Origin of the sequence: Flavobacterium croceum DSM 17960 (genome assembly GCF_002917885.1) — a bacterium.
Classification (GTDB): Bacteria; Bacteroidota; Bacteroidia; order Flavobacteriales; family Flavobacteriaceae; genus Flavobacterium; species Flavobacterium croceum.
In genome coordinates this window covers 102,169-128,505 of the sequence record NZ_PQNY01000011.1, presented here as the reverse complement: position 1 = coordinate 128,505, position 26,337 = coordinate 102,169, and the positions used below count along the sequence as shown (strand labels likewise).

17 protein-coding genes and 1 pseudogene are annotated in these 26,337 nt (G+C 32.6%); 8 read left to right on the top strand and 10 right to left on the bottom strand.

All coding sequences use genetic code 11. The annotated features are described in order from the left end of the window. The 4 genes and pseudogenes from Q361_RS09625 to Q361_RS09610 all read right to left on the bottom strand — a co-directional run. Nucleotides 1-2,364 (bottom strand): annotated as a pseudogene (locus tag Q361_RS09625) (hypothetical protein); the annotation flags it as partial. 110 nt (nt 2,365-2,474) lie between these two features. Continuing rightward, a complete protein-coding gene (locus Q361_RS09620; protein WP_103726514.1) occupies nt 2,475-4,343 on the bottom strand; it encodes an OmpA family protein in 1,869 nt (622 codons plus the stop codon). A gap of 13 nt (nt 4,344-4,356) precedes the next feature. Next, entirely contained in the window at nt 4,357-5,292 is a 936-nt protein-coding gene (locus Q361_RS09615) for a PorP/SprF family type IX secretion system membrane protein (protein ID WP_103726513.1), read from the bottom strand. Between the two features lie 61 nt (nt 5,293-5,353). Beyond that, nucleotides 5,354-12,208 (bottom strand): choice-of-anchor J domain-containing protein, encoded by a 6,855-nt coding sequence (locus Q361_RS09610; RefSeq protein ID WP_103726512.1) that lies wholly within the window; start codon nt 12,206-12,208, stop codon nt 5,354-5,356. Between the two features lie 284 nt (nt 12,209-12,492). Between Q361_RS09610 and Q361_RS09605 the strand changes: the two genes are divergently transcribed. From Q361_RS09605 to Q361_RS09575, 7 genes are all read left to right on the top strand, one after another. Further along, nucleotides 12,493-13,374, top strand: a complete 882-nt coding sequence (locus Q361_RS09605; protein ID WP_169929290.1) for an SDR family oxidoreductase — start codon at nt 12,493-12,495, stop codon at nt 13,372-13,374. 112 nt (nt 13,375-13,486) lie between these two features. Further along, entirely contained in the window at nt 13,487-14,254 is a 768-nt protein-coding gene (locus tag Q361_RS09600; protein ID WP_103726511.1) for a ParA family protein, read from the top strand. A gap of 3 nt (nt 14,255-14,257) precedes the next feature. Then, complete coding sequence (locus Q361_RS09595; RefSeq protein ID WP_103726510.1) at nt 14,258-15,157, top strand: ParB/RepB/Spo0J family partition protein; 900 nt, start codon at nt 14,258-14,260, stop codon at nt 15,155-15,157. Next, on the top strand, nt 15,157-15,720 hold the full coding sequence (locus Q361_RS09590; RefSeq protein ID WP_245874624.1) for a DUF5683 domain-containing protein: 564 nt from the start codon (nt 15,157-15,159) through the stop codon (nt 15,718-15,720). The genes Q361_RS09595 and Q361_RS09590 overlap by 1 nt, the downstream gene beginning before the upstream one ends. A 72-nt stretch (nt 15,721-15,792) precedes the next feature. Next, complete coding sequence (dapB, locus tag Q361_RS09585; RefSeq protein WP_103726509.1) at nt 15,793-16,494, top strand: 4-hydroxy-tetrahydrodipicolinate reductase; 702 nt, start codon at nt 15,793-15,795, stop codon at nt 16,492-16,494. Between the two features lie 10 nt (nt 16,495-16,504). Next, complete coding sequence (gene lepB / locus Q361_RS09580; protein ID WP_103726508.1) at nt 16,505-18,265, top strand: signal peptidase I; 1,761 nt, start codon at nt 16,505-16,507, stop codon at nt 18,263-18,265. Nucleotides 18,266-18,331: 66 nt separating this feature from the next. Continuing rightward, the gene (locus Q361_RS09575) at nt 18,332-18,943 is read left to right on the top strand and encodes a WbqC family protein (RefSeq protein WP_103726507.1); all 612 of its coding nucleotides are present in this window, start codon (nt 18,332-18,334) and stop codon (nt 18,941-18,943) included. Nucleotides 18,944-18,949: 6 nt separating this feature from the next. Here the strand turns inward: Q361_RS09575 and Q361_RS09570 are convergent, their stop codons facing one another. From Q361_RS09570 to Q361_RS09545, 6 genes are all read right to left on the bottom strand, one after another. Further along, nucleotides 18,950-19,999 carry an endonuclease/exonuclease/phosphatase family protein gene (locus tag Q361_RS09570; RefSeq protein WP_103726506.1) on the bottom strand — a complete coding sequence of 350 codons (1,050 nt, stop codon included), beginning with the start codon at nt 19,997-19,999 and terminating at the stop codon, nt 18,950-18,952. Nucleotides 20,000-20,002: 3 nt separating this feature from the next. Next, on the bottom strand, nt 20,003-20,893 hold the full coding sequence (locus Q361_RS09565) for a rhomboid family intramembrane serine protease (protein ID WP_103726505.1): 891 nt from the start codon (nt 20,891-20,893) through the stop codon (nt 20,003-20,005). A 7-nt stretch (nt 20,894-20,900) separates the two neighbouring features. Then, entirely contained in the window at nt 20,901-21,695 is a 795-nt protein-coding gene (locus tag Q361_RS09560) for a rhomboid family intramembrane serine protease (protein ID WP_103726504.1), read from the bottom strand. Continuing rightward, a complete protein-coding gene (gene mutL, locus Q361_RS09555; RefSeq protein WP_103726503.1) occupies nt 21,695-23,545 on the bottom strand; it encodes a DNA mismatch repair endonuclease MutL in 1,851 nt (616 codons plus the stop codon). The genes Q361_RS09560 and mutL overlap by 1 nt, the downstream gene beginning before the upstream one ends. A 119-nt stretch (nt 23,546-23,664) precedes the next feature. Next, nucleotides 23,665-24,153 (bottom strand): 6,7-dimethyl-8-ribityllumazine synthase, encoded by a 489-nt coding sequence (gene ribH / locus Q361_RS09550; RefSeq protein ID WP_103726502.1) that lies wholly within the window; start codon nt 24,151-24,153, stop codon nt 23,665-23,667. A 116-nt stretch (nt 24,154-24,269) separates the two neighbouring features. Next, entirely contained in the window at nt 24,270-25,076 is an 807-nt protein-coding gene (locus Q361_RS09545; RefSeq protein ID WP_103726501.1) for a tetratricopeptide repeat protein, read from the bottom strand. Between the two features lie 146 nt (nt 25,077-25,222). On the opposite strand from Q361_RS09545, the gene recF reads away from it, so the two are divergent. After that, nucleotides 25,223-26,302 carry a DNA replication/repair protein RecF gene (gene recF / locus Q361_RS09540; protein WP_103726500.1) on the top strand — a complete coding sequence of 360 codons (1,080 nt, stop codon included), beginning with the start codon at nt 25,223-25,225 and terminating at the stop codon, nt 26,300-26,302. The last annotated feature ends 35 nt before the right edge of the window (nt 26,303-26,337 follow it).

The following is a 26,337-nucleotide window of genomic DNA, read 5'->3' as shown; positions in this document are numbered from 1 at the left end:
AGTATTTGAAGGGGTTATCGCATTAGTTTCTGCATCAGCATCGGCTTGGCTGTTGTAATACGTTACTGTTAGTCCAGAAGCACCATTGGTTATAGCGCTATCATTTAATGGTAAGTTAAAAATAGCTTGGTTGCTCGAACCATTACTACACATTGTCATAGGACTCGGTGTTACAACTACTGGTAATGGATAGATTGTAACGGTTACAGATTGCGATAATGACTTTGAACAATTTGAATCTGAAACCGACAACAAATTAATTGTACTACTTGATACAGGAGAATTAATAGTTAATAATCCAACTCCTGAACTATCTAAAACAATGATTTGAGGATTTGAATTATTAGTGTAAGAAACAGTCGCAAGTGGTGTACCTGAAAATGTGAATACAACATTTGATCCCTGACATACATAAGATGAAGTTGTACTTACACTTGCCATTAATATAGGATTTACTGTTACTGTAGCACTGCCTGAAATTGATTGTGTGCAAACAGGTATTGTTGCCGAACCTACACTTACCAAACTATAAGTTGTATTTGAAGTTAAGTTACCTGTATTAAGCGTAGCATTTCCTGTACTATCTAACGCAATAGTTTGGTTTGAACCTCCATTAACAGTATAAGTAATTATAGCGTCGGGGGTACCTGTAAAAGTAATCGTTGTACTTGTATTATAGCAAATAGTACTCGAACCTGAAATACTTGCTGTTGCTAAGGGTAATACCGATATTGTGGCTGTTCCAGATAATGTTTGGCTACAAGAAGGTATTGTTTGTGTAGAAACCTGTAGTAAATTATATACTTCACTACTCGATATATTACCTGTAGATAAAGAAGCATTCCCTACAGTATCTAACGTTATCGTTTGATTTACACCTCCATTAACAGTATACGTAACTATAGCATTTGGAGTACCTGTAAAAGAAATTGTAGCAGAGTTTCCTGAACAAATTGTAGTAGTACCTGAAATACTTGCTGTTGGTTGCGGTATAACAGTTACTACAGCACTGTCTGAAATTAATTGTGTACAAACAGGTGTTGTTGCCGAACTTACACTTACCAAACTATAAGTTGAAGTTGTAGTTAAATTACCTGTATTAAGTGTAGCATTTCCTGAACTATCTAGTGTAATGGTTTGGTTTGAACCTCCATTTACAGTATAAGTAACTATGGAGTTAGAGGTACCCCAAAAAGTAATCGTTGTACTTGTATTAGAGCAAATAGTACTCGAACCTGAAATATTTGCTGTTGGTAATGGTAATACGGTTATCGTGTCAGATTCTGTAAGTACAGAAGAGCATATAGTATTGCCCAAAGCATCTAAAACCAGTACTTTGGTTAGGTTAAAAGTCGTAGTTGTAGACAAATTTGAAGTCAAAGAAAACGTTCCGCTAGTATCTAATATTGCTGTTTGGGTAGCACCTCCATTTATATTGTATTCTATCGTTGCATTTGGAGTACCTGTAACTGTAAAACTTGCCGAGTTACCTTGGCAAATTGTACTTGCTGATGTGGTTGTAGTCGCTGTAGGTAAAGTAGAAACAACTAGATTAAAAGTTCCTGTTGTAAAACATCCAGATACATTATTTGTTACTCTAGTATAAATGGTTTGAGGATTAGAAGAATTTGCATAAATATTTGGCAAAGGAGCAACATTATCTACTGCATTTGCTAAGGTTGTATGGAAACTAATAGTATTGTTTACTAAATCAGAGTTTAATAAAGCTCTTCTAGTATTCAAATCGAACAATCCAATATTTGGTGTACTACTACATGTTATATAGTTTGGTATACTATTTACTAATGGTGGTGTTGGAAATGCTCCTGTACCTGCCATAGCTGTCCCTGTCCATTGTATTGTAAATCCACCATCTCCTACAGGTCTATCAATAGCAATATAATAAGATTGTCCAGCAGTTACAGTAAGCCATCTTACATAACCATTTCCATTTGCACCAGGCCCAGTTGTAGTTAATACCGTTGAACCATACATACCTGTACTATTACTAGAAAGTCCTGCTGCTGCCGGATTTGTAGTAGCACAACGAATTGGACTACCCAAGGCATTACAAGGTCTATTGGGTCCATATACCCAAAAATCATAATCTACATTAATGTTTGGGTCATTTGGTATTAAATCAAAACCAAGTGTTCCTCCTTGTACAATATTTATTTTTAACCATATAGAATTGTGTTCAAACCCACTACAGCCAGAAACTTCTTGAATGGTACCAATACCCGAAGAGTTTGAACTAAAATTTCCGTTACCACATATAGTAACAGCATTTACACAATCGTTTGGCTGGTTTTGACTATAACTTAACGCAAATACAAAAAATAATACTAATTTAAAAACTTTCATCAACGCAATTTTTTATTAAAAAAGGCTAATCTTTATTTACTGTAAAGATCAGCCTTTGTATATCTGGCAAAATTAACTATCTTTTTGTAAGATATAAATGTTTTTAAGCCTTATTTTTTCACAATTACAAATTCAGATCTTCTGTTTTGAGCATCTTGTTCTTCTGTACAATTGCCTCCACATTCTACTTTAGGTTGTGAACTTCCAAATCCTTTTCCAGATATTCTATCAGGTGTAATTCCTTTGGAACGAATATATTCTAGAGTGGCATCAACCCTTTTTTGAGATAATATTAAGTTATAATCTAGAGTTCCTTTGGTATCTGTATGCGATTTTACAAAAATTACCATAGCAGGATTTGCTTTCATTACTTTTACTAATTTATCAAGTTCTAAAGCACCTTGCGAAGTAATTGCACTTTGATTAAAGTCAAAATAAATAGGGTTTAATATAACTTCTGTATCTGTAATAATAACTTCTGTTGGGGTAATTTCTACTGTTTTGTTCATTGTAGCCAATTTAGTACCTGCAATTGATACTTTCTCTGTATCAAAATTTGGAGCAGAAACAACCAAAGCGTATTCTGCATTACAATCAATATCATAGTCTACAGTTCCTTTGTTTGAAACTGTTTTTTTGGTAATTGTATTTCCTTTTGCATCCAAAATAGCTACTTCTGCATTTTGCACCAACGCTCCTGTTTTTTTGTTCAAAACATTTACAAATAATTGAGATGAACAAATAGTTGTTGCACCATAAATAGTATCAAACCCATTTCTGTTTGAAGAAAAATAACCTATATTATTTTGAGTATTAAAACAAAATGAGAAGTCATCTTTTTCAGAATTGATAGGTTTACCTAAGTTTTGAGGCTCTTGTGTAGCGGTTGTATTTACTTTATAAAGATCAAATCCACCAAAACCTTGTTTTCCTGTTGAAGCAAAATACAAAATATTATCATCTGTAATAAAAGGAAAATTTTCTTTTTCTTTAGAATTAATTTTTGCTCCCAAATTTTCTGGAGTTCCATATGTATCTCCATTTATTTGAACTTTCCAAATATCTGATTCTCCAAAACCACCAGGCATATTAGAAGCAAAATACAAGGTTTTACCATCTTTACTAATACTTGGGTTTGTAACAGAATATTCTGTACTATTAAAGGGTAAAGCTACAATATTTGTCCATTTTCCGTCTACAAACTGAGCTTTATACAAACCCTGTTGCGCTAATTTTACGTTACCATTTCTTTTTTGAAATTTTCCTTCACTGTGTCCATCTCTAGCAAAATACATTGTTTTACCATCTGAAGATATTGAAACGAGGCCATCGTGAAATGCAGTATTCAATTCTGATACTGGTGTAGCTTCAGAAAATTTTCCATCATTGCCTTTTATTGATTTATAAATATCTAAATATGATTGGTTTGACCATTTATCTTTTTTATTTGTTGTATTTCTAGTACTTACAAAGTAAAGTTCATTATTATTGGTTAAAAATGCTCCAAAATCATTTTGCTCTTTTACAGCCAAATTTACTTCAGAAACATCAAAAAGTTTTGACTTATTTGCCAAACTTGGTATGTAATTTGGGTTTTTAGTATGTTCTATAGCCCTAGAATCTGATGGTACCATTTTAGAAAACACATCCATTTGCTTGTTGGCATCTGTATATTTACCTAGAGATTTTAAAGTTTGAGCATATTTGTAATATGTTTCTGGATTATTTGTGTTTTCTACAGCTTTAGCATACCATTTGGCTGCTTCTTCATTTTTAAATATATGATAGTAACTATCTGCCAACTGAGTAAATACATAAGTATCTGCATTTTTACTTTCTGCAATTTTCAAGTATTCGTCTATAGCCCCAACATATTGATACGTTTGGAACAATTTGTCTGCTTTTTCAGTAAATGAGTTTTGAGCATATATTATTCCGCTTGTTAATAATAGCCCTAAGTATATAATATTTTTTTTCATAATGTTACTTAGATTAGAAGAATCTTGGTGAAACGGATACTTTTTTAGAAAAATTCAAATCAAACAACAACATAAATTCGTGCGATGCGGTCGTTGTTACTTTTAAATCTGAAAGAACATGATCGTAGGCATATCCTAACCTTATACTAGGTGTTATGGCATAATTTATCATTGCCCCCATAGAGTCATCTAGCCTATAAGTTCCTCCTATTTCAAATTTTTCAAAAAACAGAAAATTAGCAGAAAAGTCAAATGAAATTGGTGCATTAAATGCAGACTTCATCATAAAAGAAGGTTTAAATTTGGTATTTGATGATAAATCAAACACATAACCTCCTGTAAAAAAGTAATGTTGTTTTGTGCTACCAAATTGGTATACTTGACCATTATTGGTAATGTCTAAATAATTTTGATCTAGCATATTCGGCACCGAAAAAGCTGCATAATATTTATTGGTATGATAGAATATTCCTGCACCAATGTTTAAAAAAGTATTATTAGCATCTTGTCTAAAAGAGATATCTCCTGCTTGTTGAATATATCCATTTCCAATTTCGGAGAAAAGCCCAACTTTTTGAAAAGTAGCTCCTGCTTTTAAACCAAATGATAATCTATGATTTCCTCCTAAATTTAATTTATAAGAAAAATCTGCGTAAAAATTATTTTCTTCAATTGGACCAATTTTATCTGAAATAGCCGATATACCTAATCCAACATTTTTACCTATCGGACTATGCAAAGCTAAAGTAGCTGTTTTTGGAGCTCCTTCTAATCCTGCCCATTGTTGTCTATATAATAATCCTCCAGACAAAGTTTCTTTAGAACCTGCATATGCAGGGTTTACCACATTCATATTATACATATATTGAGTGTAGTGAGGATTTTGTTGTGCGAATATCTTACTATTCAATAAAGACAATACCGCTAATGCAAAATATATTTTTTTCATACGTGTTTTCGATTAAACCTGCCTTTATAAATTATATAAAGACAGGTAATTATTATTGATATTAATATTGTCTATTGATGTAAACCCAACCCGTTACTGTAGTACCGTTGTCTTTTACAATACTGTAAAAATATGTTCCGTCTGGAAGTTCTTTTCCATCATCTGATAAGCCACTCCACTGGTTTGTATATTTACCTTGAAAACCATATACTTTGGTACCATATCTATTAAATACTACTAATTCATTTACTCCTAAACCATTCAAATCAAAACGATCATTATCTCCATCTCCATTTGGTGAAATTCCTTTTGGTATTAACTTACATGGATGGTTTTCTATAATAATTGAATCTGAACCTGAACATCCATTTTGACTTACTATAACTGTAAATGTAAGAGGGAAACTTGCATTTGGATACATTTCTAAATAATCATTCACATTAAAAGTATCAATGTTAGAACCTACAGAAACCCCATTTGAATCTACCCATTGATAACTAGCTGAAGTAGTATTGTAAGAATTATTTATAGGTGAAGTTGTTAATTGTAATTCATAGTCAATACATGTTGCAGAAACATCGGTTTGTATTACTGAATACAAGCTTATTACTGCGCTTCCTGTTACAGTTTGACTACATGATGGTGTAGTGGCTGAACTTACACTTACTAAAGCATAACTAGCACTCGAACTTAGGTTGCCTGTACTTACACTCGCACTTCCACTATTGTTTAATACGATTGTTTGTGTAGCTCCACCATTGATAGTATAACTTACTGTAGCATTTGGTGTACCATTAAAACTTATCGTTGCTCCTGTTCCTGAACAAATTGTTGTTGTTCCGCTTATGCTTGCTGTTGGTAAAGTATTTACAGTTACTACTATTGATGCTCTAGGTCCAATGCATCCTGCTGAGTCTACCGCACTTACATAATAAGTAGTAGTTCCAACCAAATTAGTAGAAGGTATAGGAGCCGTTGTACTACCTGTACCACCTACAGAAGTAGTATACCACATTAAAGTATATCCAGAAGGTACAGTTGCAGTTAAAGCCGATGCTGTTTCATTAAGACATAAACCAACTGGACTAGTAGTAGGTGTAGTAGATATGCCTTGGTATGTAATTGTTATAATATTATCACAATATCTTGTTTTCCAATGATACTTGTAGATTCCAGAAGTATTAAAACCAGAAATATTTGTAGTAGCATTATTTGGATTTTCAATTATAGTTTCGGCAGGATTAGAAGAATCTGCTTCCCAAACCCCTAATCCTTCTGCATCTACAGAAGTGGTTACTTGACTACAAGTTAAAGTTTTATTTGGAGTATTTATACCATTAAATCCCTTAAAATTTACTGCGTCTAGTAAGTTTCCAATAATATTTTGTTTAGATCTAAATATAAATCGAGTAATATTTTGACCTGTTGGAACATTGTACGAACCACTATTCATTATCCATAAAGCACCCGGAGAATATGACTCTGTTAATAATGTAAAAGGTCCTGATGGTGGTCCTGCAAATAGCTGAACTGAACTACCAGACGTATTTCTAGCTGCATGAGCAAAATTATAATTAATTTGAGTTAATTCTGATGAATCTAAATCTTTATACAAACCTTTGATATTTGGATCTGAAGGATTCCAATCTGCCTCAGGATCCGATAATAATTGTATACATTGCCCACCTTCTATTGGTCCTGCACCTAAAGAATTTAATTCCTCTGTAAAGAAAATTGAACTCCAAGTATTCAAATTAACTCTCCATCCAGGTACAACATATTGAGTAGAAATAGTAGAAACTCCAGTAACAAATGGCATTGGTGGCTCCTCAAAACCTCCATTCACAACATCTACATTACATAAATCTGAAGGTGTTTTTATACAAATTTCAAATTGTCTTGTATTTTGAGTTGGAGAAATTAATGTCAATCTCAACTTATAAGTAGTTCCTACAACTAACTCCGACATATATTGAGCTACAATAGAATTATTTTCACTACAAGTTACTTGTTGCAAACTTCCATCGGTTAAAACTTTATACAAAGTCATCATCATATTTGGATAAGGCTCATCACCAGAACTCTGATAAAAATTACCTGTAAAACCATTGGCTTCTATAACATGAACTTTTGATGTTGCCACAAATTGGAACCAAATATCGCCATTATTTACCGTTGAACATGAACTAGATTCTGAAGAAGGAGTAGCCCCAACAAAAGAAACCTTAGTTGCCGTATTTGTACAAAGATTGGTATTGTTTACTGGAACAGTAAGTGCATGAGAAGCATCGTCGTTAGTAATAAACACTTTAGGTCCAGACCAATAACTTGTATTTCCACTACCACATATAGCACGAACTAAAAATTCATAAGTACCAGAAGTTAAGTTGGTAAAATCTGTAGCTGTGGGAGTATATGTTGGCGAAGACACTATCGTACCCGATTGAGGTATCGTTCCATTACCTACAGGCTGTATAGCTACTTCCCATTGGGTTTCTGTTCCTCCTGCAGTCCAAGATAGTACACCTTGACTATTTACAGTTAGATTTGTTGGTTGCGGACATGTAATTGTTCCACAAGTTGGAACACCTGTATACAATGTTGTTCTCGGTACTCCTAAGCCTGCTGGACTTGTCCAAACCACTGTACCTGAACTATTTTTTATTTGTATTACTGCATTTGGATATTGATTTAAAGCAGTCCCTATAGAATCCCAAAATAATGAAAATTGAGTTCCGTTGCATAAAAATACGGTTACATCTACTGGCGGCGGAGTAACATTTGCTGGCCCAGTAGGAAAACTAAATGATTGTACTATAGCTCCATTCTGATAAATATCAAAATCACCTCCTACTCCATTTGAAGTACCTCCTGATAATGTAAATGTATATTCACACAAATCGTTCATATTACATTTAGTATTAAACTCTATTGGAGTTGTCCAAACACTTTGAGTACTTGCATTACATATTGCTCTTACATAAACTTGATATTTAGTAGAAGCATTTAATCCAGTTACTGTATAGGGTATGGAAGTGGCTATATGAGAATATAATGGATTTGCTGTTGCAGTTGGAGCTGGTGTTCCGTATGGCTGAACCACTACCTCCCAAGATGTTTCTCCTGCATTGGCATTCCAAGTTACCTGTGCTGATGTATCTAACACGTTTTGCATAATTACATTTGTAGGTGTTGCACATACAGGTATATCTTCTACAATTACTTTATCTATAAACAACAATTGTCCTCTATAACCTATAGGCTCAGGAGCTCTATACGGCACTTGAAAGGCTATATTAATTATACCAGTTAAACTAGCTGGTAAATTAATTACCTTTTCTTTATAATACGTATTATTTATTAAAACAGGGTCAGTATCTGAATCGTAAATTGTAGTTGTAAATTGTGATAGTTCTACTCCATTTGTGGAAACTTTAATTTTTAAATCTTCTGTAAAAGATGAATTATTAACTCTGTAGTAATATCTTAATCTTTGATTTGGCTGTATGTTAATTGGTGGAGAAATCAACCAATCATCATTGGCACCATTACTTCCTGTAAACATACCTGCCATTTGGTTCCCTTCATACGGATTTACCGTAACATTCATATTCCATGGGTTAGCATCATTGTTATTGTTTACTACTCTCCAACATTCTTCAGATGTAGAGTCTGTGTTAAAAGTCTCTACAAATGGTGTATTGTAAGCAGTACAAAGTGTTCTAAAAGTAACAGGCCCTACCCAATCACTTGTTGTATTATTATTTGTACAATTTGCTCTAATATATACTTCGTAAGCTGTATTTGGAGTTAATACTGTTGTTGTGTAAGGATTTGTATTTATTACAGTTCCAGAAGTTGGTAAACCTGTTCCTTGTGGTTGAATAGCTATTTGCCATTGATTCTCTGCATATCCTTGCAACCAAGAAAAAGTAGCATTCGTCTGAGTTATATTGGTAACTACTAAATTAGCTGGATTTGGACAAGGCGGCGCATCTACGATATTAATATCATCTAAATTTAATGTAGATACAGTTCCAGGAGAAGTCATAGTAGGCGGTACTCTAAAGGCTATATATACTGGTCCGTTTCCTGTAAAATATAATGATTTTTCTGCATAAACTGTATTTGTAAATTCAAACAAAGGTTGAATTACTGTAAAACTCGAAGGATTAGTATCTGTAGTAGAGATTAAAACTTCCAATCCTGCTCTCGGATTTGGTGTAAAAGGAGTAGCTAATGCTCTATATTTGAATGTAAGTTTTTTATTTCCTACCGTATTAATTGCAGGGCTTATTATCCAATCATTAAAAGAAGTAGGTCCGTTAAAACCTCTCAAAATCGCAGCTTCTGTGGCAGAAATTGTCCATTTAGCAGCATCATTATTTACATTATTTATACTCCAACAAAACTTTTTGGTTGTAGGATCAACATCATTAAAAGTTTCTGTATAAGGTGCATCAAACGAACTACATAGTGTAACAAAGTTTAATGGTCCTACCCAAGCACTTTGCAAACTTGAACTACAATATGCTCTTATGTAAAAGTCATATCGAGTAGCATGTGTTAAACCATTCACGGTTAAAGGATTCGAGCTTGTTAAAACTGGTGTACCTGTAGTAACTGCATCGCCCTGAGGTACAATTACATATTCCCATTGTGTTTCTGTATCGCCTAAAGTCCATTGAAACTGAGCACTTGTTGTAGTAATTGATCCTGTTACAACACTTGGGGTAATTGGAGTTGAACAAGCTGGTTTGTCTTCAATAAAAACATCATCAATATTAATTCTAGTAGCGGTACTACCTGTACCTGGAGAAACAACAAAAGCTATATTAACTAATCCCGTTACAGATGTTGGAATATTAATTATCTTTTCTGTCAAGGTGGTATTAGTAATTGTAGTTTCAGGTAATAACGTATATGTAAAATTTGAAGCTCCAATACCTGTAGTTGAAATTTTTACAGAGTATTTTGAAGTACCCGAATTGACAGCATATTTATAGCGAATTCTTTTTTGAACTCCCGAAAAATTTATTTGAGGAGAAATAAACATATCATTATTATAATTTTGATATGTGCTCGTTTGCATAGTAGCAGCACTCGACAAATATGACCAAGTTACTCCATCATTATTAACATCTAATGCTGTCCAACAAGGTGCTGGAACAGTTGTAGAAGTACCTGTAAAATCTTGAGAATATGGCGTATTAAAAGTATTACATTGAGTTGTAAAAGGGTATCCTACACTCCAAGCCCCAGGAGTACCTCCACAAACTGATCTAACATATAATTTATAAGCAGTAGCAGCAGTTAGTCCAGATACAGTATTATCAATATTGGTTGTAGTAGCTGTACCTGTTGTTGAAGCCGAAGGAGCTGCTGTAGCAGCTGGTTGTACTAAATATTGCCAATTAGATACTAAACTTCCGTTATTATCCCAAGAGAATAAACCAGAAGTTTGTTGTAAATCTTTGTAAGTAAAAGTAGCTGGTGCAGGACATGTAGCATAATTAACACTTATATTAAAGCAAATTCCTGCTGTTTGAGTTAAACTAGATGAAAGTACTATAATGTAAGTTTGTCCTGCTTGTACATAAAAATTAGGTATTTGCTTTGGAGTATTTGCAGCACTCGTATTCATACCTGCTAAACAGTTTACTCCAACATTAGAACATCCATTATATATAAAAGTTCCCGTTATATGATTATAACAATTGGTAGTGGCCAAAGGTGTTGTATTGGCAGTAGATGTTGTAACTGTAATCAAACCTGTTTGTGTAGGTGTAAAACTAAAAAAAACTTTAGCTCCATTAAGATAATTACCTGTTATAGCAGGAGACAAACAGTTTGTACCTTGTGTGGTATAAGTTACACTTGTATTTTGATAATTTGCTAAATTACCACTCAAAGAATAAGGTGTAGTAGTTGTTGGATTAATAATAATTGGCTCAGTACATAATGTTCCTATCAATTTAGTTTTAAATGAAAAAGGACCTGCCCAATCACTCGCAGTAGTAGCATCACAAACTGTTTTAATATACACATCATAAGTAGTGTTTTGCGACAAACCTGAAGCATAATAACTGTTTGAAGTAGACGTACCTGTTCCAGTTGGAGTTCCACCTTGAGGTAATACCTGAATCTGAAAATTAGTGGCTGATGGATGCGTCCATGATAAATTTGCTCCGTATGCAGAAATATTAGAAGTAGTAAAGTTTGTAGAAACTACCTTTTGACAAGAAGAAATTATCCTAACATTATCTACATACCATGAATCTCCAGATGCAGTTGCCCCTGTTTGTGCATTTACCGCAACAAAGGCTAAATAAAAATTCAATCCTGCAGGAATACTAGCAGGCAAAGCAACTATTTTTTCTTCATAAGTAGTAGCGTTGGTGTTAAGTTGGGCCTCTGTCCAAGACTGCAACACAATTGTAAAACCATTAATATCTGGCTGACTTGCAGTGGATAATCTTAATTGATAAATTGTACCGTTGTTTGTAGCACTGCCTTGTTTGGTATAGAATCGTATTTCACCATTAGAAGGCGCAGTTACAGAAGGTGTTACCAAATAATATTCGGCAGTATTACCTGCGCCAATATTATCTGCAGCAGGATTAATATAAGCTGCGCTACCTCCTAAATAACCATCGGGAATTGTGGTCCAAGCCGATGTCCCAAAGCTATTTTGAAATTTACTCCAAGTAGCTGGTATTCCCGATTCAAAAGACTCCAATGCCATTTGCGAATACATGGCTGAAGAAATTATCATAAATAGTCCAATCATTAATCGGAACGACCAATTATGGATTTTAGAATTTGAATTTCTTCTTTCAAAAAGCAGTTGTAACAATTTTTTAAAAACGCTACTTGCTTTCTGAATTGATTGTAATTGTAAATTTTGCTGCATCATCTTAAAATTTATTCAGATTAGAGTTATGGTATAAATTTAGAATAAAATTCTATCTGATAGAGTTAAGCACTTTAATAATTACTGAATTTTAAAAGAAAAAAAAGAGAGTTAAAGCATTTGTTTTCAAATATTTATTAAAAACAATTCAAAAAAACAGACATTAGAAAAAAAACAACATAACGAAACCAAATTTCGCATCAATTAACATTAAAATTAAATTTATTTCAAAAAAAACTATGCTTGCATAACAAAAACAAATAACTTTGAAACTAAAATTTTACTGTATGGATTTTTCAGCAAAAATGCTTCGCGACAATGCATTGGCAAACAAAGTTATTGTAGTTACTGGCGGAGGTAGCGGATTGGGCAAAGCTATGACCAAATATTTTTTGGAACTTGGAGCCAATGTGGCTATCACTTCTAGAGATTTAGAAAAACTAAAAACCACCGCTTCCGAATTGGAAAAAAATACTCATTGCAAATGTATTCCTATACAATGTGATGTACGACACTACGATCAAGTAGAAGCTATGCTAGCCGAAGTTTTAAAAACTTTTGGAAAAGTAGATGTTTTGTTAAACAATGCCGCAGGGAATTTTATATCTCCTACCGAAAGACTATCAGCAAATGCTTTTGACACCATAATCGACATTGTATTAAAAGGTTCTAAAAATTGTACTTTGGCTTTTGGAAAACATTGGATCAGTACCAAACAAACCAATTGCAATGTACTTAATATTGTAACCACTTATGCTTGGACTGGCTCGGGCTATGTTGTTCCAAGTGCTACAGCAAAAGCAGGCGTTTTGGCCATGACGAGAAGCTTGGCTGTAGAATGGGCAAAATATGGTATTAGAATGAATGCTATTGCTCCAGGACCATTTCCAACAAAAGGCGCTTGGGATAGATTGTTACCTGGCGACTTAGCCGAAAAATTTGATATGGCAAAAAAAGTACCTCTTAAAAGAGTTGGAAACCATCAAGAATTGGCAAATCTAGCCGCTTATCTTGTTTCTGATTTTTCATCTTATATTAATGGAGAAGTGATTACCATAGATGGTGGAGAATGGCTACAAGGTGCAGGAGAATTTAATATTTTAGAAAAAATTCCGCAAGAAATGTGGGATATGCTAGAAATGATGATAAAAGCCAAAGGAAGCAAATAAGTTATTAACATTTCATGTAATTCATTTTAAAACTTTTACAATTTTGTTAAGAAAATACAATTGACAAAACAATAATAAATTGTATTTTTACCGCCTAAATCGAGTAAGATACATGGGTAAAATTATTGCAGTCGCCAATCAAAAAGGAGGAGTTGGAAAAACCACAACTTCAGTAAATCTTGCTGCTTCATTGGGTGTTTTAGAAAAAAAAGTATTACTGATAGATGCAGATCCTCAAGCAAATGCAACTTCTGGTCTAGGCATAGATGTTGAGAGTGTAGAAATAGGAACTTATCAAATATTAGAACATAGCAATACACCAAAAGAAGCTGTAATTGCTTCTTCTTCTCCAAATGTAGATGTAATACCAGCTCATATAGATTTGGTAGCTATTGAAATAGAACTTGTAGATAAGGAGCAAAGAGAATATATGCTTAAGCAAGCATTAGAATCTATTAAAAATGATTACGATTATATACTTATAGATTGCGCTCCTTCGTTGGGGCTACTTACACTAAATGCTCTTACTGCCGCAGATAGTGTGGTAATTCCTATTCAATGTGAATATTTTGCTCTCGAAGGATTAGGAAAACTATTAAATACGATAAAAAGCGTACAAAAAATACACAATCCAAACTTAGATATAGAAGGGCTTTTACTCACTATGTACGACGCTCGACTAAGATTGTCAAATCAAGTAGTTGAAGAAGTGCAAAAACATTTTAGTGAAATGGTTTTTAAAACTATTATTCAACGAAATGTAAAACTTAGTGAAGCACCTAGCTTTGGTGAAAGTATTATAAACTTTGATGCTACAAGCAAAGGAGCTATAAACTATATTAGCCTAGCTGAAGAAATTATACAAAAAAACAGTAATTAAAATATGGCAAAAGCAGTTAAGAAACAAGCTTTGGGTAGAGGACTATCTGCATTATTAAAAGATCCTGAAAACGATATTAAATCGATAGACGATAAAAATGCCGATAAAGTTGTAGGGAATATTATTGAACTTGATATTGATTCTATTGAAATTAACCCGTTTCAACCAAGAACCAATTTTAATGAAGACGCCTTACACGAACTTGCCACTTCTATAAAAGAACTTGGTGTTATTCAACCTATTACTGTTCGTAAATTAGATTTCGACAAATACCAATTAATTTCTGGAGAGCGACGTTTAAGAGCTTCAAAACTTGTTGGTTTAGAAACCATTCCTGCATTTATACGTATTGCCAACGACAATGAATCGTTGGTTATGGCATTGGTAGAAAACATACAACGTCATGATTTAGACCCTATCGAGATTGCTCTTTCGTACCAACGATTAATGGAAGAAGTTCAACTTACACAAGAACAAATGAGTGACCGTGTGGGTAAAAAACGCTCTACCATTGCCAATTATTTACGATTATTAAAATTAGATCCCATAATTCAAACAGGTATTCGGGACGGTTTTATATCTATGGGACACGGTAGAGCTATTATTAACATAGAAGACCAAGACGTTCAAACAGATATTTACCAAAAAATTGTAAGTCAAAACCTTTCGGTACGCGATACCGAAGCTTTAGTAAAAAAATACCAAGATAGCTTAAGACCAAAAGCTTCTAGAAACACAAACAAACAATCTTTTGAAATTGTAGAAGAGCAACAAAAAAGTTTCAACGATTTTTTTGGAACAAAAGTAGAAGTAAAAATTTCGGGTACAGGAAAAGGAAAAATAGCTATACCATTTCACTCTGAAGAAGATTTTTATAGAATATTAAAAAAGATTAACGGCTAGTGAGATTCATTTTTTTGATATTATTTTTCTTGTTAAGTCTACCTATTGTTTGGAGTCAAAATATACCAAACAAGCAGGAAACAAACTTAATTGTAAAAGACTCTGTTACTTTAACACCAAAAATAAATCCGCTAGCACCTTCAAAAGCAGCTTTTTACTCTGCTGTTTTTCCAGGAATGGGACAAGTTTACAATAAAAAATATTGGAAACTACCTTTGGTATATGGCGCTATTGGAACCAGTTTGTATTTTTATATCAATAATAATAAAAAGTATCATTTGTATAGAGATGCCTACAAAAATAGATTGGCAGGTATATCAGACAATTACAGTTATTTGGATAATACCAGATTAATACAAGCTCAAAAATTTTATCAAAAAAACAGAGATTTATCAGCACTTTTAATGGCTGCTTTTTACATATTAAATATTGTAGATGCCAATGTAGATGCACACCTTATGCAATACAATGTAAATGATAATCTATCTCTTAAACCCGATTTATATAAAAATGATTATACAGCAAAGCAAAACTTAGGGCTTACATTGTCTTACAAATTTTAGCTTTAGATTAACAATTTTCAAAGTAACAATACTTAAAAATAGGCTACTTATTAGCTCATAATACATTTTAGAATGAAGATAGCATTATTAGGTTATGGCAAAATGGGAAAAGTAATAGAGCAAATAGCGCTACAACGTGGTCATAGCATTGTTTTAAAAAAATCTAGTACTGATACATTTCTTGGAATTGAAACTGCCGATGTTGCTATTGATTTTAGTGTGCCGCAATCTGCTGTAGAAAACATAACATATTGTTTGCAAAACAATATTCCTGTGGTATCTGGAACTACGGGTTGGGTCGACCATTATGATACTATGGTCGATTTATGTAAAACAAAAAACGGAGCTTTTATATATGGTTCCAATTTTAGTTTGGGTGTAAATTTATTCTTCGAACTCAATGCGTATTTGGCTAAAATGATGTCAAAATTTAAAGACTATCATGTAAGTATGGAAGAAATACATCATACTCAAAAGTTAGATAAACCAAGCGGCACCGCTATTTCATTAGCAAAAGATATCATTGCCAATTCTACAAAAACAGATTGGAGTATTGAAAACAACAATGAAACCAACATTTATATAGATGTAAAACGCTTAGAAAATGTGCCTGGTACGCACAGTATACTATATCAATCTGAGGTAGATAGTATAGAAATTACACACACAGCTCACAACAGAAACGGATTTGCACTAGGAGCTGTACTAGCTGCAGAATGGTTATTTGGAAAAAAAGGCGTATTCACAATGCGCGATGTACTTAATTTAGAATAAAAAACACTATATGAACACTACAGAATGGATAATACTGATACTACTAATTCAGTTCATACACGGTCTAGGAACTTTTAAACTCTACGAAAAAGCAGGTAGAAAATCATGGGAAGCTTTTATCCCGATATATAATGCTATCATTTGGATGAAAATAATTCACAAACCAACTTGGTGGACATTTTTATTATTTTTACCTGTCATAAACTTAATTATGTTTCCTGCTACATGGGTTTCTTCTTTGGCAGCATTTAAAAAACCAGGCATGAAAGATGAAGCAAAAGAAACGTTATTAACCATTTTTACACTAGGTTTTTATTTATATACTTTCAATTTTAACCCTCAAACAGAATATATTGCCGAGCCTAAAAAAAATACCAAAGAAACGGCCTTTAGCTCGATATTGTTTGCTATAGTTGTAGCCACTTTTGTACACACCTATTTTATTCAGCCCTTTACAATACCTTCATCATCACTTGAAAAGTCATTACTTATTGGCGATTTTTTGTTTGTAAGTAAGGTAAACTATGGACCAAGAGTTCCTATGACTACCGTAGCTGCACCTATGGTTCACGATACACTTCCGTTTATTAAAACAAAATCGTATTTATACAGCGATAACGACACAACTTCTTGGAAAAATAAATTGCAACTTCCTTACATGCGCATTCCAGGTTTTGAAAAAATAAAAAACAACGATATTGTAGTATTCAATTGGCCAAGAGATACACTATATCATATGTATTTAGAAGCCGATAGACGTTACGACAAACCTATAGACAAAAAAACAAATTATGTAAAACGTTGTGTAGCCATACCTGGCGATAAAATGCAAATTATTGATGGCTTTGTTTATATAAATGATAAAAAATTAGAATTACCCGAAAGAGCCAAACCTCAATATAATTATACTATTTACTCAAAAAAAGGTATAAGTGGTAGCTTATTATCTGATGTAGGTTCAACCGAGTTTTTTAGAACTTATAAAATTCAGTTCTATAATGAAACAGAAGTAAATGCTGTAAGGCCATTTTTGGTTGCAGATCTTCAAGAATCAAATACAAAAGGATTTTATTTGGCATACACAACGTCTAATGGTATTCCTGATGAAATTATTAAAAAATATAATCTATCTGTAGAAGAAGTGATAGAAAATAAAATGATGGCAACTCTAACCTTTGATGCTGTAGATAAGTTAAAACAAAATAAATCTGTAGACTCTGTTATAAGAGTTATTAAAAAAGGTCGTGAACATGGTATTTTTCCAGACCAATCACATGATGGCGCAGACGAAACAAAATATGCTTGGAGTGGCGATAATTATGGCCCAATTACGATACCGCAGGCTGGAAAAACAGTTTCTCTTACTATAGATAATCTTCCGCTATATAAAATATTAATTAGAGAATATGAACACAACAAACTTGAGGTAAAAGGAAACGATATTTATATAAACGGTAAAAAAGCCACATCGTACACCTTTCAACAAAATTATTATTGGATGATGGGAGACAACCGCCATAACTCGCTAGATGCTCGTTATTTTGGTTTTACTCCTGAAAATCATATTGTTGGAAAACCTGTTTTTATTTGGATGAGTTGGGATAGTAATGGTAAAGGTATTCTAAATAAAATTCGTTGGGAACGATTGTTTACTACCGTTTCTGGAGAAGGACAACCAAAATCTTATTTCAAATACTTTTTAGTATTTTTAGCACTGTATTTTGTTGGAGAATATTTCTGGAAAAAGAATAAAAAAAATAAATCCGAATAAATATAGATATTTTATAGCTAAGAGTTTAGGAATTGTTTCTAAACTCTTACGCTTTTACATATACAAATGAATATACTACTCTACCCTAGCTATTTTCCTTCTATAAGTCACTTTATTGCTATAGCAAAATCAAATTTGGTTACGTTTGAAATAGAAGATAATTTCCAAAAGCAAACCAATAGAAATAGAATGTATATTTATAGCCCAAACGGAATACAATTACTAAATATACCTGTAAAACATAGCAAAGAGGCACACCAAAAAACAAAAGATGTTCGTATTGAAACCGCTTTCAATTGGCAAAAACAACATTTTAAATCGCTAGAAGCAGCCTATAGAACTTCTCCTTTTTTTGAATATTTTGAAGATGAGTTTTATCCAATATTTGAAAAAAAACATGAGTTTTTATTGGATTTAAACTACAAAACTATGGAAATAGCTTCCAAATGTTTGCAATTGGATTTTGATTACAACGAAACCGAAGAATACTTTACCGAAGTACCAAACAAAATAGATTATAGAAATTTAGTAAACGGGAAAAAAGACTACACCGTAATAACGCCATACAAACAAGTTTTTGATGACAAACATGGCTTTCTTAATAACTTGAGTATTTTGGATTTGTTGTGCAATGAAGGAAGATATGCCTTAGAATACTTAAAAAATCAAACGCTGTAGAGAATTTTAGTTAATACTCTCCAATCTTGTAATTACAGGGTAATGATCTGAATTTTTAAAGTTGGAGAAGTTTTCAAAAGATTTTACTTTTAATGATTTATCAGCAAAAATATAATCAATTCGAGCAGGATAATACTTAAAATTGTAGGTTTCCCCAAAGCCTTTTCCTGCCTCTTCAAAACAGTCTTGAAGTCCTCCTTTTATATTTCGGTATACATAAGAAAAAGCACTATTGTTCATATCACCGCAAATAATCATCGGATAATGGCAATTCTTTTTATGATTTACCAAAATTTCGGCTTGAGCTTGTTGCTTTTTAAAGGCTTCACTTATTCTATTAAACACCATTTGCGATTTACTTTTGTTGATAGCATCTACATTGTCTTGCATTTCAGTAACATCGGGAGATATTTTAATAGATTGTAAGTGCATATTATAGATACGCAAAGTGTCCTTACCTTTTTTAATATCAGCAAAAACCACCAAATTATCCGACTCGGGAAACTCTATATTACCTTGATTAATTATTTTGTATTTAGATAATATGGCTTGCCCTGTTTTTATGTTTTTTCCTTGCATAAAAATATATTTATGCTTGTATACTCGTAAATCTATATGTGCATTTTCAGAATACTCTTGAATACATAAAATATCTGGGTTTTGTTCGTTAATAAAAGTGCGTATCTCCTGCCCTACTGTTTCTTTGGGCAACCACTGAAATAGGTTAAATAAACGCACATTATAACTCATTACCGTAAAATCGTTTTCGGATACAGGTAAATCTCGATGCGAAAATTTATAAAATTTATTGATAAAGGTAATTCCTATTAACAAAAGTATGCCTGAAAGAAGCATTTGTTTTTTAAATTGAAAAAACCAATACACAAAAAACAACCCATTTACAATTAAAAACAAGGGTAAAATAAGTGTGAGTACAGACAAAAAAGGAAAGAAATTTGGAGATAAAAAAGGCAATACATAAGCCAATATGGTTAGTACTACAACTACCATATTGATAAAATACACCAATTTATTAAACCAAGATAATTTCTTCATTTACTATTTTCCGGCTTTAAATAAAAATTCCTTTTCTTCTTTGGTTAAACTATCATAACCTGATTTACTAATCTTTTCTAGAATTTCATCTATTTGTTGTTGCTCTTTGTTTTTAATAATTATTTTGGTTTTAGGAGCACTTTTTGGAGCTGCTTTTTTGTGATAATTTACATGAACTTTTTTAAAGGGTACAGCATTATCTTTCTTAAACAAAGTAACTATTTTATCGATAGCTTTATTAAAAAAACTAGTAATATCTGTTCCATTTATTAACGATTTTGCAAAAATAAATCCAAATAATGCACCACCTATATGCGATAAATGTCCACCTGTATTACTTACTGTTGCTTGTACTAAATCTAAAAAAATAAAAACAAAAGCAATATGCCAAAGTCGAACAGTTCCAAAAATTGATTTTATTTCAAGATAAGGTTGGTATGTTGTTACAGCAAACAAAAGTGCCATAATTCCGGCCGAAGCACCTACCAAATAAGTGGTTCCAACACCCAAAAGCGCAGGCAAATATTGATAACCTAATATATAAATAAACCCCGAAAAAATAGAACCCAAAACATAAACGGCAAACAATTGTTTTTGTGTAAAAAAAGAAACAAACCAATTAGAAACAAAATGCAACATTAGCATATTAAACAGCAAGTGCATAGCACCATTGTGGAAAAACGCATAGGTAACTATAGTCCAAGGCATACTCGCTAAATGTTGCCATGAAGACGACAAACTTATATAGCTTAAGTAAGGTATATTAATAGCAAACAGCTTGAGTACTGCAAAAACAACTTCGGGAATTACATATAAAAATACATTCCAAAAAATTATTTTTAGAGCAATATTGCCTGTTTTGTATTGGTATTTTAAATCCTTTACTATGCTCATTGTATACTTAATTCCATCGGTTGTGATTAAACTTATTGTTGCGCCAATACATCATGATTATAAAACCAAAAACAGCACCTCCTATATGAGCAAAATGTGCAATTCCTGCGCCAAAAACAGAAAACCCTGTAACTCCAGAAAACAAATCCAAACCAATTAAAATTGGAATAAAATATTTTGCTTTTATAGGAATCGGAATAAACATCATCGCCAATTCTGCATTTGGAAACATAAATGCAAAAGCTACCAACAAGCCATAAATTGCACCAGAGGCACCTACTGCAGATGTTTGATAAGACTGTATAGCTTCACTCAGTAAATTAAACTGCTGTTGGCTTACATGCAGTCTTGCTAGTATATTACTTGCTTCTCCATCTACAGCACCAGGGTTATAGCTGTAATTAAGAAGTGTTTGTATATCTTGTGGCGTAAAATTTATAGAAGACAATTGGTGTAACGTATTATGAATAACATAATAGTTTACTCCTGTATGTATTAATGCTGCTCCCAATCCGCAAGAAATATAAAAAAACAAAAACCGTTTGCTCCCCCAAAAATGCTCCAATACATTACCAAAAGAAACAAGAGCTATCATATTGAACAAAATATGAGTTAAATTGGGCATTTGAGCGTGCATAAACATACTCGTAATGGGCTGCCATATTCTAAAATTAGGATTTTCAAAATAGTATAGCGAAAATAGTTTGTAATTAAAATCTACATTTCCTATAAATTGGGTTCCTAAAAAGAAAACAATATTAATAATAAGTAGCTGTTTTACTACTGGTGTTATATTATTCATTATCTAAAAAATTTTTTATCCAATTCTTCTACATCAATAGTAATAAAAGTGGGTTTATTAAAGGGTGATACATCGGGTTCTTTACAAGCAAAAAGCTTATTTACAATAGCTTGCTGTTCTTCAACAGAAAGTTGAACACCGCTTTTTATAGCCATAGACTTTGCCATAGATTTTGCTACAGAATCATTCTGACTAAATCCAGCATTGGGAATTCCTTCGTGCAACTGGTGTAATAATGTATCTAGCACTGAGACGACCTCTCTTTCTTGAATAGATACAGGCACACCTTTTAAAATCAAGCCGTTGTCGTGTATGGTTTCAAACTGAAAACCTATCGCTTCTAGAGGTTGTTGCAATTCTTTTAGTAAATGTAATTCTAGAGTTGTGTACGACAACTCCAAAGGGAACAACAATTGTTGGCTTGGAGCTTGAGACAAAGTTAAATGAGTCAAAAATTGTTCGTACAATATTCTTTGATGGGCTCGGTGTTGATCTATTACAATTAATCCAGATTTTATAGGACTTACAATGTATTTTTTTTGAATTTGATAACTTATACCAAAATTATTCTCAGGTTCATCTTGTTCTTGAAACAAAGAAGATGTAACCACTTCATTTTCAAAGACAATTTCTTGTGCAGACTGTTGTAACCCCACATAAAGTGATTCCCAGTTTGCCGAAGGCTCTCTTTTATAATGAGAAGTTCCCGAAAACCCAGATTTTACTTTTTTTGGTTCTTCTTCTTTAAAAGGATTGTAAGTTGCATCTACTTGTATGGTAGGAAAACTAGCTTCTTTATTTTGAAAACTATAAGGTGTATCTAGATTTGGATCTCTATCAAAATCTAAAACAGGAGCAACATTAAACTGACCTAAACTATGTTTTACAGAAGCTCTAAGTATGGCATAAAGCGCCTGCTCGTCATCAAACTTTATTTCGGTTTTTGTAGGATGAATATTAATGTCTATCGTATGGCTAGGAACATCTAAGTAAATAAAATACGAAGGTTGTGCGCCTTCTTTCAATAAACCTTCATAAGCGCTCATTACCGCATGATGCAAATAACCACTCTTAATAAATCGATCGTTTACAAAAAAGAATTGTTCTCCACGTGTTTTTTTAGCAAATTCAGGTTTTCCTACAAACCCATGAATCTTTACTATTTCGGTACTTTCTTCAATAGGCACTAACTTTTCATTCGTTTTAAAAGAAAACAAATTCACTATCCGTTGGCGGTAGTTTCCAAAAGGCAAATTAAAAATTTCGTTTCCGTTGTTGTACATCGAAAAATTAATTTTTGGATGTGCTAGCACCACTCTATGAAATTCATCTAAAATATGACGAAGTTCTACCGTTTCCGATTTTAAAAAATTTCTTCGAGCAGGAATATTAAAAAATAAATTTTTTACTAAAAATGAAGTTCCTTTGGGCAACACAGCAGGATCTTGTGTCGTAACTTTACTGCCTTCTATAATAATATGCGTACCCAATTCATCTTGTTCTTGCTTGGTTTTGAGCTCCACATGAGCTACGGCGGCAATAGAAGCTAATGCCTCTCCTCGAAATCCTTTGGTGTGAAGCGAAAACAAATCTTCAGCGTTTCTAATTTTTGATGTAGCGTGGCGTTCAAAACACAACCTAGCATCTGTAACACTCATTCCTACACCATTGTCTACTACTTGTATAAGTGTTTTACCAGCATCTTTTATAATAAGTTTAATATCGCTAGCCTTGGCATCTACAGCATTTTCAAGCAACTCTTTTACAACAGAAGCAGGTCTTTGTACCACTTCGCCTGCCGCAATTTGATTGGCTACATGATCTGGAAGTAATTGTATAATGCTAGACATAGTTAAAACGTAAAAGAAATTGCAAGATAATCTACAAAAATAATCAAAATTAGTAGCGCGATTAGGTTAATAGATTCATAATTTATGCGCTGGTTTATAAAAATATTTAGAAACAGTTATTAAATATTCTTTCTTAAATAAGCCATTTTTATTGCTGCAATAGCCGCTTCAGTGCCTTTATTTCCATGTTTACCACCACTACGATCTATAGATTGTTGCTCGTTATTATCGGTAAGCACACAAAATATTACAGGCACATCATGTATAACATTCAAATCTTTTATACCTTGAGTAACACCTTCACAAACAAACTCAAAATGCATCGTTTCTCCTTTTATAACACTACCTATAGCAATAACACAATCTACATGTTGTGTTTTAATCATTTGACTAGAGCCGTATATGAGTTCAAAACTACCTGGCACATTCCAAGTAACAATGTTTGATTCTAGAGCACCGCAGTCAAGCAATGCGTCTATAGCGCCTTGATATAGCCCTTGTGTAATATGACTATTCCACTCAGAAACTACAATACCAAAACGAAAATCAGCCGCATTGGGTATCTCGTTTTTATTATATTCAGAAAGGTTTTTATTTTGTGTAGCCATTTTTATAGTAAAATTTAGAATGTTATAAGAACAAAAAATGCGAACTCAGATTGTATCTTAAAATTCGCATTTTTATAGTAAAAGTTAGGTATTAAACCGTAATTTGTTTTTTTATATTATTGTGCCATACCAATTAAAGCATCAATATTTTGAGCTTCTGGTGCTAATTCAAACTTATCTTTAATTTCTGTAAAATATTTTACAGCATCTGCTTTTTTATTCAATTGTAAGGCTGTTTGCCCAGCTTTAAATAAAAATCGAGGTGTAGTCAATTCATTTTCATTTTGATGTGCTGCTTTTTCATAATATTCTAATGCTTTGTTTGCATCATTTTTTTGAGACCAAGCATCACCTATAGCTCCTGTTGCTAACGGACCTAAAAATCGATCTTTAGAAGAGAATTTTTCTAACTCTTTTACAGCGTCATCGTATTTTTTCAAATTCAAATAAGCAATACCTGCATAGTAATGTGCTAAATTTCCAGCAGCTGTACTAGAATATTGGTCGGCAACTCCTAGAGCACCTTGTTTTCCTTCAGAACCTTTTAACACTAAATTAAATAAAGAATCTTGTTTTTTAGTATCTTGCTCATCTAGAGCCAACTGAAAGTTTTGTTGCGCTACAAACAAATCGTTTGTTGCTTCCTCTTCATTGGGAGCTACTACAAAACGTTGGTATAATAAATAACCTATAGTTACAAGTGCAATAGCACCTAATACGCCCAATATTATCTTTTGGTTTTTGGCTACCCACTCTTCTGTTCTAGAAGCAGTTTGATCTAATGTATCAAATGCTTTGGCTGTAGTACTATCTTTTGCATCAACATTTGGAACATCTTCAATATAGTTGTTATCCAATTGTACATTGTCTCCTTCAACCTTTTCTTTAGGTGCTTTATAACCTCTTTTATTATATGTTGCCATTTAGTATTAATTTATCGAGCGCAAAAATATAATATTTATTCAAATTTAAAAGTCATTTTTGTCGATATTTTTCAATAATTTGCGCACTTCTAAAAAATACATGATAAATTAAATGTATTTTCTGCAAAATTTAGTACTGTTTTTACATGTTTTTGAAAAAATTATCCTTACTCAATTATAAAAATTTTGACGAAGCAAATTTTGAATTTGACTCTAAAATTAACTGTTTTGTAGGCAAAAATGGTATTGGAAAAACCAACTTACTCGATGCAATTTATCATTTGGCAAACGGCAAAAGTTATTTTAATCCATTGGCATTACAAAATATTAAGCATACTAAAGATTTTTTTGTAATTGACGGTATTTTTGAAAAACAGAAAAGAACCGAGCAAATACTTTGTTCCTTAAAAAAAGGACAAAAAAAAGTATTAAAACGAAATGGTAAAGTGTATGAGAAATTTTCGGATCATATTGGATTAATTCCTCTGGTAATAATTTCTCCAAGTGACAGCAACCTTATTGTTGAAGGTAGCGATACTCGAAGAAAGTTTCTTGATAGTGTTATTTCGCAACTAGATAAAGATTATTTACAAAAGCTTATTCAGTATCAAAAAACACTTGCGCAACGCAATGCTTTGCTAAAGTATTTTGCACTCAATCATACTTTTGATAAAGAAACTTTGGAAATATACAACCAACAATTGGCTCAATTAGCAAAACCAATTTTTGAAAAACGAAAAGTTTTTTTGGAAAATTTTGTACCTATTTTTGAAAATTATTATCATGCTATTTCAAATGGCGTTGAAAAAGTAAGCATAACCTACCAAAGTTCTCTTTTTGAAGCAGACTTATTGACTTTATTAGAGCAAAATTACAATAAAGATAAGGCTTTACAGTATACCTCAACTGGAATACATCGAGACGATTTAGACTTTCTTATAGAAGGATATTCTATAAAAAAGTTTGGTTCACAAGGGCAACAAAAATCATTTTTAATAGCCTTAAAACTTGCTCAATTTCAATTTGTACAATCGCAAAGTGGCGAAAAACCCATACTTTTATTTGACGATATTTTTGATAAACTAGACGAATATCGTGTAAGTCAAATTATTAAAATGGTAAACCAAGAAGAATTTGGGCAACTCTTTATATCTGACACCCATGCAGAACGAACAGAAAGCATTGTAAAATCTACACATCAGAGCTATAAAATTTTTAATTTGTAACAATAGTTATACATTAACTATCTTTACCCTATTAT

What these genes read in the sequence shown, in the direction of transcription:
- Q361_RS09620 (WP_103726514.1), bottom strand. Translation starts at nt 4,343, where the DNA reads ATGAAAAAAAATATTATATACTTAGGGCTATTATTAACAAGCGGAATA.
- Q361_RS09615 (WP_103726513.1), bottom strand. Translation starts at nt 5,292, where the DNA reads ATGAAAAAAATATATTTTGCATTAGCGGTATTGTCTTTATTGAATAGT.
- Q361_RS09610 (WP_103726512.1), bottom strand. Translation starts at nt 12,208, where the DNA reads ATGATGCAGCAAAATTTACAATTACAATCAATTCAGAAAGCAAGTAGC.
- Q361_RS09605 (WP_169929290.1), top strand. Translation starts at nt 12,493, where the DNA reads ATGGATTTTTCAGCAAAAATGCTTCGCGACAATGCATTGGCAAACAAA.
- Q361_RS09600 (WP_103726511.1), top strand. Translation starts at nt 13,487, where the DNA reads ATGGGTAAAATTATTGCAGTCGCCAATCAAAAAGGAGGAGTTGGAAAA.
- Q361_RS09595 (WP_103726510.1), top strand. Translation starts at nt 14,258, where the DNA reads ATGGCAAAAGCAGTTAAGAAACAAGCTTTGGGTAGAGGACTATCTGCA.
- dapB (WP_103726509.1), top strand. Translation starts at nt 15,793, where the DNA reads ATGAAGATAGCATTATTAGGTTATGGCAAAATGGGAAAAGTAATAGAG.
- lepB (WP_103726508.1), top strand. Translation starts at nt 16,505, where the DNA reads ATGAACACTACAGAATGGATAATACTGATACTACTAATTCAGTTCATA.
- Q361_RS09575 (WP_103726507.1), top strand. Translation starts at nt 18,332, where the DNA reads ATGAATATACTACTCTACCCTAGCTATTTTCCTTCTATAAGTCACTTT.
- Q361_RS09570 (WP_103726506.1), bottom strand. Translation starts at nt 19,999, where the DNA reads ATGAAGAAATTATCTTGGTTTAATAAATTGGTGTATTTTATCAATATG.
- Q361_RS09565 (WP_103726505.1), bottom strand. Translation starts at nt 20,893, where the DNA reads ATGAGCATAGTAAAGGATTTAAAATACCAATACAAAACAGGCAATATT.
- Q361_RS09560 (WP_103726504.1), bottom strand. Translation starts at nt 21,695, where the DNA reads ATGAATAATATAACACCAGTAGTAAAACAGCTACTTATTATTAATATT.
- mutL (WP_103726503.1), bottom strand. Translation starts at nt 23,545, where the DNA reads ATGTCTAGCATTATACAATTACTTCCAGATCATGTAGCCAATCAAATT.
- ribH (WP_103726502.1), bottom strand. Translation starts at nt 24,153, where the DNA reads ATGGCTACACAAAATAAAAACCTTTCTGAATATAATAAAAACGAGATA.
- Q361_RS09545 (WP_103726501.1), bottom strand. Translation starts at nt 25,076, where the DNA reads ATGGCAACATATAATAAAAGAGGTTATAAAGCACCTAAAGAAAAGGTT.
- recF (WP_103726500.1), top strand. Translation starts at nt 25,223, where the DNA reads ATGTTTTTGAAAAAATTATCCTTACTCAATTATAAAAATTTTGACGAA.